The organism is Promicromonospora sp. NPDC052451 (assembly GCF_044547525.1).
Lineage (GTDB): Bacteria > Actinomycetota > Actinomycetes > Actinomycetales > Cellulomonadaceae > Promicromonospora.
In genome coordinates, this window is record NZ_JBIUAP010000017.1 from 93,200 (window position 1) to 104,574 (window position 11,375).

Annotated in this window: 7 protein-coding genes; 1 reads left to right on the plus strand and 6 read right to left on the minus strand. The window is 72.0% G+C overall.

Translation table 11 applies throughout. The features are described from left to right. Positions 1-17 precede the first annotated feature (17 nt). Complete coding sequence (locus tag ACIG47_RS23865) at positions 18-1,835, minus strand: L-lactate permease (protein WP_397433547.1); 1,818 nt, start codon at positions 1,833-1,835, stop codon at positions 18-20. A gap of 275 nt (positions 1,836-2,110) precedes the next feature. Between ACIG47_RS23865 and ACIG47_RS23870 the strand changes: the two genes are divergently transcribed. Beyond that, positions 2,111-4,441, plus strand: coding sequence for a hypothetical protein (locus ACIG47_RS23870; RefSeq protein WP_397433548.1), 2,331 nt, complete (start codon positions 2,111-2,113; stop codon positions 4,439-4,441). A gap of 48 nt (positions 4,442-4,489) precedes the next feature. On the opposite strand, the gene glcF is transcribed toward ACIG47_RS23870, so the two are convergent. The 5 genes from glcF to ACIG47_RS23895 form a co-directional block, all read right to left on the minus strand. Beyond that, positions 4,490-5,827: a glycolate oxidase subunit GlcF gene (glcF, locus tag ACIG47_RS23875; protein ID WP_397433549.1), complete on the minus strand. Its 1,338-nt coding sequence runs from the start codon at positions 5,825-5,827 to the stop codon at positions 4,490-4,492. Then, positions 5,827-7,110: an FAD-binding oxidoreductase gene (locus ACIG47_RS23880; protein WP_397433550.1), complete on the minus strand. Its 1,284-nt coding sequence runs from the start codon at positions 7,108-7,110 to the stop codon at positions 5,827-5,829. The genes glcF and ACIG47_RS23880 overlap by 1 nt, the downstream gene beginning before the upstream one ends. After that, positions 7,110-8,585: an FAD-linked oxidase C-terminal domain-containing protein gene (locus ACIG47_RS23885; RefSeq protein ID WP_397433551.1), complete on the minus strand. Its 1,476-nt coding sequence runs from the start codon at positions 8,583-8,585 to the stop codon at positions 7,110-7,112. Before ACIG47_RS23885 ends, ACIG47_RS23880 begins: the two co-directional genes overlap by 1 nt. Before the next feature lie 100 nt (positions 8,586-8,685). Further along, positions 8,686-10,272 carry a malate synthase A gene (aceB, locus tag ACIG47_RS23890; RefSeq protein ID WP_397433553.1) on the minus strand — a complete coding sequence of 529 codons (1,587 nt, stop codon included), beginning with the start codon at positions 10,270-10,272 and terminating at the stop codon, positions 8,686-8,688. 120 nt (positions 10,273-10,392) lie between these two features. Further along, positions 10,393-11,139: an IclR family transcriptional regulator gene (locus tag ACIG47_RS23895; protein WP_397433554.1), complete on the minus strand. Its 747-nt coding sequence runs from the start codon at positions 11,137-11,139 to the stop codon at positions 10,393-10,395. Between the last annotated feature and the right edge of the window lie 236 nt (positions 11,140-11,375).

Below are 11,375 nucleotides of genomic sequence, written 5' to 3' on the forward strand. Positions count from 1 at the left end.
GTGCGCTGCCGGCGGCCTCACACGCGTGCCGGGACCACCTCCGGGTTGTAGGCGTCCGGGGTCCGCACGATCCGCACCCCGATCACCACCAGCGCCGCCACGACGAGCAGCAGCACCACCAGTCCGGCGTTGAACCCGAGCCCGAAGATCCACAGGTACCCGATCCCGCCCGCCGCGAGACAGTAGTAGGTCATCGGCAGGATCGTCCTGCGGATGAGGTCGCCCTCGCGGCCGAGCAGGCCCACGGTCGCGGCGGCCGCGACGACGTTGTGCACGGCCACCATGTTGCCCGCCGCACCGCCCACGGCCTGCAGGGCGGCGACGGTCTCGGGCGACGCCGCACCGATGCCGAGGCCGGTGTTGAACTGGAACAGCGAGAACATCATGTTGGACACCGTGTTGGACCCCGCCACGAACGCACCCAGGGCACCGATGAACGGCGACACGATCGGCCAGCCCTGGCCGGCGAGGTCGGCAGCCGCCTGGGCCACCGTGACGGGCATCGAGTCGAGCCCGGCCCCGTTGAAGTCGGGCCCGGAGTTGATGAAGATGCGCACCAGGGGCACCGCGCACAGCAGCGCGAACGCCGCCCCGCCGAGCTGGGCGCCCGCGACCCGCCACGAGGCGGCGATCTGCGACCGCCGCATGCCGTGCAGCACGTAGGTGACCAGGCACGCGAGCAGGAAGATCGCCCCCGGGGAGTAGAGGAGGTCCATGTTCTGGCTGATCCCGGTGCCGAAGATGTCGGGTACCTCGATGACGGCGGGGCCGGTGAGGAACTCCTTGATCGCGGGGACGTTCCGGGTCAGGAGCAGCAGCGCAGCCACGATCACGTACGGGGACCAGGCACGCACCATCGACATGCTGCGGGTCAGCGTGGCCGCCTCCTGCGTGGGGTCCACGGTGCCCATCCAGCGGTCGCTCCAGCGTTCCCGCGGTGGGAAGTCCCACACGTCCTTGGGCATGAGGAAGCCCTTGGACGACGTGAACATCACCAGCACCAGCCCGAGGAACCCGCCGAGCAGCGACGGGAACTCCGGCCCCAGCACGTAGGCCACGGTCACGTACGGCACGATCATCGCGAGGGCCGCGTAGACGGCGAACGGCGCGACGGCGAGCCCGGCCCGGAACGACCGCTTCTCGCCGTAGAACCCGCACATGAGCGTGACGAGGATGAGCGGCACCAGGATGCCGACGATGGCGTGGACGGTCGCCACCTGCGTGGCGGTGTGGGCGACGAAGCCCAGGTGGTCCAGCCCGAGCGCGTCGGCGCGCGCCTGTACCTCGGGCGCCAGGGCGCCGGACGTGTCGGCCAGCCCAGTCCCGAGCCCGGTCAGCATGGGCGTCCCGACGGCGCCGAAGCTCACCGGCGTGGACTGGATGATGAGGCCCGCCATCACGGCGGCCGCGGCGGGGAACCCGAGCGCCAGGAGGAGCGGCGCGACGACGGCCGCCGGCGTGCCGAACCCGGCCGCACCCTCGATGAACGACCCGAACAGCCAGGCGACGATGATCACCTGGACCCGCCGGTCGGGGCTGATGGTGGTGAACCCGGCCCGGATCGTGTGCAGCGCGCCGCTCTTGGTCAGGGTCTCCAGCATGAGCAGCGCGCCGAAGATGATCCAGAGCAGGCCCACCGCGATGAGCAGCCCCTGCACCACGGACGCGCCGACGGCCACCGGTGACATCCGCCAGGCGAACAGAGCGATCACCACGACGACGGCGAGCCCGACGGGCATGGCGGTGCGGGCGGGCCAGCGGAACCCGAGGAGCAGGGTGCCGACCACGAGGATCGGGAGGAGAGCGAGCAGGGCGAGGACGCCGAGGTTGTCCATGGTGACTCCAGACCGGCCACGCTGCCGGGTAGGGTTCAGCGGATATTTCGCATGTCGGAACTATCACTCCACGTACTGACAAACGTAGCAGTTACCTCCGGTCATGGGGAATGCCCGCCACGAAGTCGCGACGCATATCTTCGACTGCCCCCGAATCACCCCACCCAGAACCCTCCTTTCGTTGAGCCGGGCATCCAGCCGTGCCAGCGTCGAACTGGGCCCGCCGACAGACATACCGCGGGTAGTCAGCTCGACGAGGAGAACGGACGCAGATCATGACCCCCACCAGGAGATCCGCCGCCGCCTGGGCGGCGGCGGCCTGTGCGACGAGCCTGCTCGCGGCGGGCGTCGCGGTCGTACCGGCAGCGACGGCCGCGACCGACCCCGGCATCCTGCTCGTGGACCCCGTGCCCACCGAGGTGCTCGCCTCGGCCGGCGACCTCGCCGCCCTGGGCACCGCCGTCGACGCGCACCTGGCCGGCGACACCGTGTTCGTCGAGGTCAGCACCCCGCAGGGGCGCCGCGTCTACTGGCGACCGTTCGACGACGACACGGCCGCGTGGTCGGGTACCTGGGGCAACCGCACCCTGACCGGAGACCTGCTGGCCGCCGAGAACGACGCCCTCCTGCTCGACGTCGGCAGCACCCGCGTGCTGGCCTGGTCGCGCGACGGCGGCGGCAGTCGCACCCTGCCGGACGACGCCGTGCTCGGCCAGGGCGCGCAGTACGTGGCCTTCACCGGCGACGGCTACTACGAAGCACCCGGCCCGGTCACGCAGCTCGTGACCGGTGGTGACCAGATCCCCGTCAAGCCGGCGAACCCGTCGGACGGCTCGCTTCCCGACATCACCAGCGGCTTCGCCATCGCCGGCAGCACGTTGTACGGGGTGGACGTCTTCGAGTGGCCGGCAGCCTCGGCCTGGGACGCCGCCACCGGGAACCCGTGGCCGGCCGTCGGCGGCGACCCGTGCGACCAGCCACGTGACCTGGACGACCTCCGCATCGAGGACGCCCACGGCCGCTTCGCGCTCGCCAGCTGCCAGGACGGCGTCGTCGGGCTCACGGGAGACAGCGCCGAGGTGTACCGCGACGTCATGCTCGCCGTCCCGATGGAACGCACCACCAGGCACCCGCAGCTCGGCGACGGCTTCGTGCTCGGCGTCTCCACCACGCGCGGCGACCTGCTCGCCGCGCCCGCCCTCGGCGGCAAGCCCGGCACGCTCGGCCGGGCCACGGCCTTCGACCTGAACGACGCCGGCACCAACGTCGTCCTCGTGGACGACACCGGGGACGTACGAATCGCCCGCGACCTGACACCGTGGTCGTCAACGCCCGCAACGGAGATCGTGGACCACGCGGCGCCGTCCGTGCAGGTCTTTCCCACGCCTCTCGAGCCCGCCACGCCGGAAACCGGCAGGTACGAGACCTACGTCCAGGCCCGCGACGTGGCGACTCCGCCGTTCGAGGAGTCGGGCGTCGCGGAGACCGAGACCGACCTGCGCGCCCGCATCAAACTTGCAGGCGAGACGGACTTCGGCAACCCGGTGCCCGTGCCCGAGGGCGAGCCGGTCGAGTACCCGGTGGGCGCGACGGTCTGCTGGGAGGGCCGGGCGGTGGACAACGCCGGCAACGACAGCGGCTGGCAGGGCGAGAAGTGCGAGGTCGTACCCGACGTCACCAACCAGCTGGTTGCTGAGCCACTGCCCCCGGCGACGGACGCGAATCAGGGCAGCATCTTCTTCTACTACAAGGGCACGGACGATCTGTACTTCGCCGAGTCCGACGTGCGATACCGCGTCTACCAGCGAGGTGAGACGCCACCTGACTGGACCCTCGTGGAGGGCAACGGTGGCGGCTGGAGCCGCCTCTACGGCGCCGATGTGCCGAACGGCAGCTTCGTCTGTTTCCAGGCGCGCGGATACGACCTGAACGGGACCGCCGGGGACTGGACGCCCGAGGAGTGCACGTTCTCCGACGCGTCCGAGCCCCGGATCAGGAGCCTGGCCTACCCCCGGTGGATCAAGCCCAGCCAGACCCGCGTGGTCGACGGCGTGCGCACCGCGGACCCGGTGTTCACCTGGGCCTTCTACGAGAACTTCGGTATCGAGGGCTACCTGGTGCAGCGCAGCCTGTCCCGCACCGAGGTCGGTGCCGAGCGGCCGTTCTGGACGACGAGCACCTCGTACACCCGCCCCCTGACCGAAGCCGGCCAGCACTGCTTCCGGGTCCGGGCCAAGGACCTGGCCGGGCACCTGAGTGCCTGGTCGGGCTGGCGGTGCTCCACCATGCCGGTCAGCTCGGCGAAGCTCGACGGTATGTCGTTCGGCCCGTACCACCACCGGGTCTGGCCCGGTACCGGCGACCTCGTCACCACCCGCGGCTACAGCGGCGTCGCGATCTACGCCAAGGTCAACACCGGACCCCGCTACGGAAGCATGAAGGTCTACATGGGATCGCGGTTCCTCGGCACGGTCAACGCTCACGCGACCGAGACCGGCAGCAAATGGGTCTGGCTCAGCCCCGGCGGCACCCTCGACGGCAAGGTCCGCTTCGTGGCGAACGCGGGCGACTTCGTCGACCTCCGAGAGTTCTACATCTCCCGCTAGAACCCACTCGCGCCCGGCACCGGCTCCCCCGGTGCCGGGCGCGAGCCGTCACCGCACCAGCTCCTCCGGCCCGACGCCGCGCAGCGACGCGTCCAGCACGAGCACCATGTGCGCCGTCGGCAGGTCCCGCCCGCGCCGCCGCAGCGCGTCCGTGATCTGCAGCAGGCACCCCGGGTTGGACGTGACCAGCAGCTCGGCGCCGGTAGCCGCCACGTTCGCGGCCTTCCGGTCTCCCAGCTCCCGCGCAGGCTCGGGGTTGGTGAGGTTGTAGATTCCGGCCGACCCGCAGCACATGTCGCCCTCGGCGATCTCCTTGACCACCAGCCCCGGGATCGTCGCGAGCACTGCCCGCGGCTGCGCCCGCACGCCCTGCGCGTGCCGCAGGTGGCACGCGTCGTGGTAGGCCACGGTCATCGGCAGCGGATGCCGGGGCGCGACGGGCTCCAGCTCCGCCAGCACCTCCGAGATGTCGCGGGTCCTCGTGGCGAACGACGCCGCCCGCTCCGCGTACTCGGGGTCGTCCGCCAGCAGGTCCGCGTAGTCCTTCATCGTCGACCCGCACCCGGCCGAATTGGCCACTATCCGTTCCACGCCCGCGCCCGAGAACGTGTCGATGAGCGCCCGTGCGTAGTCGAGCCCCTCGGCCTCCCGCCCCGCATGCACGGACAGCGCGCCGCAGCATCCCTGGTCAGGCGGCACGACGACGTCGCAGCCCTCCGCCGCCAGCACCCGCGCCGTCGCCGCGTTGACGCCCGGATAGAACTCGCGCTGCACGCAGCCCAGCAGCATCCCGACGGTCATCCGCTTCGTGCCCGCGGCGGGCACGAGCGCGGGCACCGGGATACGCGGCCCGACCGGCGGCGCGATCGCCTCCATCGTCGCCAGCGTCGGGGAGATCCGGGCGAGCACCGGCCGCACCAGCCTCGACAGGCCCGTGCGCTGGTACAGCGCGAGCAGCGGCCGGATCAGCCGCAGCCGCTCCGGCCGCGGGAACAGCGCGAAGATCGCCGACCGCAGCAGCCGCTGACCGCGCGTGCGGTGCTCCGCGCCGCGCCGTTCGACCTGCTGCCGTGTCGCCTCCACCAGCTTGTCGTACTGCACGCCCGACGGGCAGGCGGTCACACAGGCCATGCACCCGAGGCAGGCGTCGACGTGCTCCACCAGGGCGGGCGACATCGGCTCGCCCTCCAGCCCCTCCTTCATGAGGTAGATCCGGCCGCGCGGGGAGTCCATCTCCTCGCCCCAGAGCGAGTACGTGGGACAGGCGGGCAGGCAGAACCCGCAGTGCACGCAGTCGTCCACGAGCTCGCGTCGCGGCGGGTGGTGCGCGTCGAACGCCCCCGACCCGTCGAACGAGCCCAGCAGGTCCGGCTTGGCCTCGGTCATCAGATGCCTCCCACGAATCGGCCGGGTGCGAGGTTCCGCCCGGGGTCGAGCTGCCGTTTGACGGCACGCATCAGGTCGAGCCCGCCCACCGGGCCCCACACGTCCAGCGCGGCCCGCACCTCGTGCGACGCGCGCAGCACGGTCACGGTCCCTTCCCGCGGCGTGGCCGCAGCTGCCCGCAGGTGCCCGACGGCGGACGCGGTCGCCTCGGGTGTACCCGTGACCGCGCCGTACAGCACCCCCGCGGCAGTCCCGCGCAGCGCGGCGCCCACCCCGTACCGCTGCTCGGCGTCGCGCGCCGCCGCGAGCAGGCCGGCCACCCCGGTGAGCGTGGCGGTCGCCTTGACGAGCGTCCGGGGCACCGCTCCCGCCGGGACCGACGGGAGCGCGCCGCTGCCGCCCGGCAGCGCCGCCCACCACCCGGGCGGCTCCTCCTGGACCTGTCCGCCCGCCAGCTCCGCCGCGGCGGCGGCCCGCTGCCCGACGGCGGTCTCCGCCCCCTCCAGCAGCACCGCCACGGTCGCGACGTCGCTCCCGGCGGGCCGGTCGATCTCGACCGCAGCGGGTGCGAGCTGGGACGCGACGACCGCCCGGGCCCGTGCCGCGACGTCGGCCAGCGGTCCGGAGGCGACCACGTACGCCCGCTCCGGCCGCGCCGGATGCAGCCGGAACGCGGCCCGCACGACGACACCGAGCGTGCCGTACGCACCCGTCAGGAGCTTGGCGAGGTCGTACCCGGCCACGTTCTTGACCACCTTGCCGCCGGAGGAGGCGACGGTGCCGTCGGCGAGCACCACGGTTGCCCCCAGGACGAGGTCACGGATCCCGCCGCGCTGCAGGCGCCGCGGCCCCGACATCCCCGTCGACAGTGCACCGCCCACCGTCGACCCACCCGCGAGCCGGTCGGGCGGGAGGTCCACCACGAGCTCCTGCGCCGCACGACCGACGTGGTCCAGGAGCGCCGCCACCGGCAGCCCGGCCTCGGCCACGACCACCAGGTCACCCGCCTCGTGCTCGACGAGCCGGTCCAGGCCCGTGGTGTCGAGAATCAGGTCGGCACGCTCGGGCGGCGCTCCCCAGTCGAGCGCCGTCGCTCCCCCGCGCGCCACGGTGGCCAGCCCCTGCGCGGTCGCCTCGCGCAGCACGGCAGCCACCCCCTCCGCCGACGCCGGCCGTGCCACCGCCGACGCCGCCACCCCGTCGACGACGTCGCCCGGCCCCGCCTCCCGGACCTCGCCGCCGTGCGGGCGCACCACAGCCTCGAGCCGCTCCAGGTCGGCCATCAGAAGAGCTCCGCCGCGCCGGACTCCACGAGCGGATGCGTGCCACGACGCCGCCCGGGGTGCTCGCCGCACAGCCGCGGCGTGGGGAACACCTTGCCCGGGTTGGCGATGCCCTCCGGGTCGAACGCGCAGCGCACGGCCTGCATGGTGTCCAGGTCGGCGGGCGTGAACATGCGGGGCATGTGCTTGGCCTTGTCGGCGCCCACGCCGTGCTCGCCCGTGATGGACCCGCCGTGCTCCAGGCACAGGTCGAGGATGCCGCCGGCCACCGCCTCGGCGCGCTCCACGGCGCCCTCGACCGCGCCGTCGAACAGCACGAGCGGGTGCAGGTTGCCGTCACCGGCGTGGAAGACGTTGGCCACGCGTACCCCGGCGCCGTCGCCGAGCTCGGCGATCCGCCGCAGCACCTGGGGCAGGGCCGTGCGCGGGATCACGCCGTCCTGCACGATGTAGTCGGGGCTGATCCGCCCGACCGCCGCGAACGCGGACTTGCGGCCCTTCCAGATCAGGGCGCGCTCGGCGTCGTCGGCCGCGACCCGCACCTCGAACGCGCCGGCCGCCTCGCACAGCCGCACCGCGTCGTCGAACTCTCCGGCGACGTCCGGCGCGGGACCGTCCAGCTCCACGACCAGCACCGCGCCGGCGCCCTCGGGGTAACCGCAGTGCACGGCCTTCTCGGCGGCCTCGATGGAGAGGGCGTCCATCATCTCGATCGCAGCGGGGATCACACCGGCGGCGATGATCGCGGAGGTGGCGGCCCCGGCGTCGTCCATGGTGCGGAAGGCTGCCAGGAGCGTGCGCACCTCCTGCGGCAGCCGCGTCAGCCGCACCGTCACGGCGGTGACGACGCCGAGCGTGCCCTCGCTGCCGACCACGGCACCGAGCAGGTCGTACCCCGGCGGGTCGGGCGCCTTGCCGCCGATCTCGACCTGTTCGCCTGCGGGGGTCACCAGGTCCACGCCCGTGACGTGGTTGGTCGTGAAGCCGTACTTGAGGCAGTGCGCGCCGCCCGAGTTCTCGGCGACGTTCCCGCCGATGGAGCACACCGACTGACTGGACGGGTCGGGCGCGAAGTAGTACCCGTCAGGACTGGTCGCGGCGGTGAGCTGCAGGTTGATCACCCCGGGTTCGACCACGGCACGCTGGTTGGCGACGTCGGCCTCCCGCACCTCCCGCATCTGGGACAGCACCACCAGCACCCCCTCGGGGTGCGGCAGTGCACCGCCCGACAGACCTGTACCGGAACCACGCGCGACGAACGGCACGCCGTGCCGCGCACAGACCCGTACCGTCGCAGCCACGTCGTCCGCGCTGCGTGCGAGCACCACCACGCCCGGCACCACGCGGTAGGCCGCCAGCCCGTCGGACTCGTAGGTGCGACGGCGCTGCCGGTCGGTGACCACCCGTCCCTCGCCGAGCTCGGCCGACAGCTCGGCGATGACGGCCGCCAGCCCGCCCGAAGTGCTAGATCCCATCCGGCAACCTCCTCGTTGCGCGCGGTACTCCGTTGAGTGCGGGATCTTCGCCCTCGAAACCGCGTCTCGAGGGCGAAGATCCCGCGCTCAACGGGAAGGGTCAGGGCATGCGGTCGTATGCCGGCAGGGTCAGGAAGTCCGCGTAGTCGTCCGCCACCGCCACCTCCAGGAACGTCTGCTTCGCCTCCTCGTAGTCTGCCGCGTCACCCGGCAGCTTGGCGATCTCCTCCTCGACGATCTGGTCGATCAGCTCGCGCGTGACCCGGTGCCCGGTGTCGGCGAGGGTCACGTCGTTGTGCAGCCACTGCCACACCTGCGACCGGGAGATCTCCGCCGTGGCGGCGTCCTCCATGAGGTTGAAGATGGCGACGGCGCCGAGCCCGCCGAGCCAGGCCTTGAGGTACTGGATGCCCACGGAGATGTTGTTGCGCAGCCCGGCCTCGGTGACGTCGCCGGGCGTGGCGGCGACGTCGAGCAGCTGCGCCGCGGTGACCTGCACGTCTTCGCGGGTGCGGTCGATCTGGTTCGGCTTGTCGCCCAGCACCGAGGTGAAGACCTCCGTGCAGAGGTCCACCATGCCGGGGTGCGCCACCCACGAACCGTCGAACCCGTCGTTCGCCTCGCGCGTCTTGTCGTCGCGCACCTTGGCGAACGCGGCGGCGTTGACCTCCTCGTCGCGGCTCGGGATGAACGCGGCCATACCGCCGATCGCGTGCGCGCCCCGGGTGTGGCACGTCTTGACCAGCAGCTCGGTGTAGGCGCGCATGAACGGCACCGTCATGGTGACGGCGTTCCGGTCCGGGAGCATGAACTCCTTGCCGCGCGTCCGGAACGACTTGATCACCGAGAACATGAAGTCCCAGCGCCCGGCGTTCAGGCCCGAGCTGTGCTCCCGCAGCTCGTAGAGGATCTCCTCCATCTCGAACGCCGCCGGGTAGGTCTCGATGAGCACCGTGGCGCGGATGGTGCCCTGCGGGATGCCGAGATAGTCCTGGGCCAGCACGAACGCGTCGTTCCAGAGACGCGCCTCCAGGTGCGACTCCATCTTGGGCAGGTAGAAGTACGGCCCCTGCCCCTTCTCGATCTGCCGGAGCCCCGCCGTGGCGAGGTACAGCGCGAAGTCCACCAGGCTGCCCGAGGTCGGGCGGCCGTCGACCAGGACGTGCTTCTCCGGCAGGTGCCAGCCGCGGGGACGGACGATGATCGTCGCCAGCTCCGCGTCGGGTTTGAGCGCGTAGTGCTTGCCGTTGTCGCCCGTGAAGTCGATGGTCCGGTTGATCGCGTCGAGCAGGTTGAGCTGTCCGCCCACGACCGCGCTCCACTGCGGGGTGTTGGCGTCCTCGTGGTCCGCGAGCCACGCCTTCGCACCGGAGTTCAGCGCATTGATGGTCATCTTGCGGTCGGTGGGGCCGGTGATCTCGCAGCGCCGGTCCTCGATGCCCGGCGCGGGCGGCGCCACGCGCCATGTGGGGTCCTCGCGGATGTGCCGCGTCTCGGGCAGGAAGTCGAGCGTGCCACCGGCGGCGAGGCGCTCGACCCGCCGGCGTCGTGCCTCCAGCAGCTCGAGCCGCCGGTCGTCGAGCGCGCGGTGCAGTGCAGCGACCAGTCCGAGCGCCTGCGGGGTCAGCACCTCCTCGGCACGCGGTGCGATGTCAGCGGTGAGGGTCAGGCCGTCCGGAGTGTCCACTGTCAGTCCCTTGGTCGAGCGGCTGTGCGTCGGATCCCGCAACCTTCTTCCACAATGCGGAATCCAAATACTTCCTAGTGGAAACCCTAAGCGCCGCGGTCCCCGGGGTCAACGCGTCGCTCAGCTCCCGGACAGCTCGCGCGCCACATCCTGGGCGACGTCCCGCAGCAGCGGCACCGCCCGCTCGCCGAACTCGAACGACACCCGGGCCGACGGCCCCGACACGGACAGCGCCGTCGGTACGGGTACGCCGGGCACGACCACGGCAAAGCACCGCACGCCCACCTCCTGCTCCCCGTCGTCGACGGCGTAGCCGCGGTCCCGGATCTCGCCCATCGCGGCAAGCAACGCGTCGACGTCGGTGATCGTCCGGTCGGTCGCAGGCTCCAGACCGGCACGGATTGCGATGCCCCGGACCGCGTCGTCCGAGAGCTCACCCAGGAGCGCCTTGCCGACGCCGGTGCTGTGCAGGTGCACGCGCCGCCCCACCTCGGTGAACATCCGCATCGAGTGCGACGACGCCGCCTGCGCCACGTACACGGCCATCTCACCGTCGAGCATCGCGAGGTTCGCGGTCTCCCCCAGCTCCCGGGCGAGCCGCGCCAGATGACGCCGCGCCCCGGCGCCGAGCTGACGACCGGCCGCCTCCCCCAGGCCCATGGCCCGCGCACCGAGCGCGTACCGGCGGGACGGCAGACGGCGCGCGTAACCACGGGACACGAGGGTGCGCATCAGCCGATGGATCGTCGGCAGGGGCAGACCGGAACGCTCCGAGAGCTCGCTCAGGCCGGCGTCGTCGCCGAGCTCCGCCAGGATCTCCAGCAGGTCGAGCGCTCGCTCGACCGACTGCACGCCAGCCTCTGCCATGTCGTCCTCCCCGCCGAACCGGCGGCCGGCAGGCCGCCGGAACCAGCATTCCACACGACGGAAGACGAAGATGCGGCCTTGTTCAGGGCATAAAAATGCGTCAGGGGATGAACCGCTCCCGGCCACCCCCACCAGGGGGTGGTCCGGGGGTTCATCCCCTGACGCTGAATGGTTGTCCGGCGGCGTCCTACTCTCCCACCCCGTCTCCAGGGCAGTACCATCGGCGCTATGAGGCT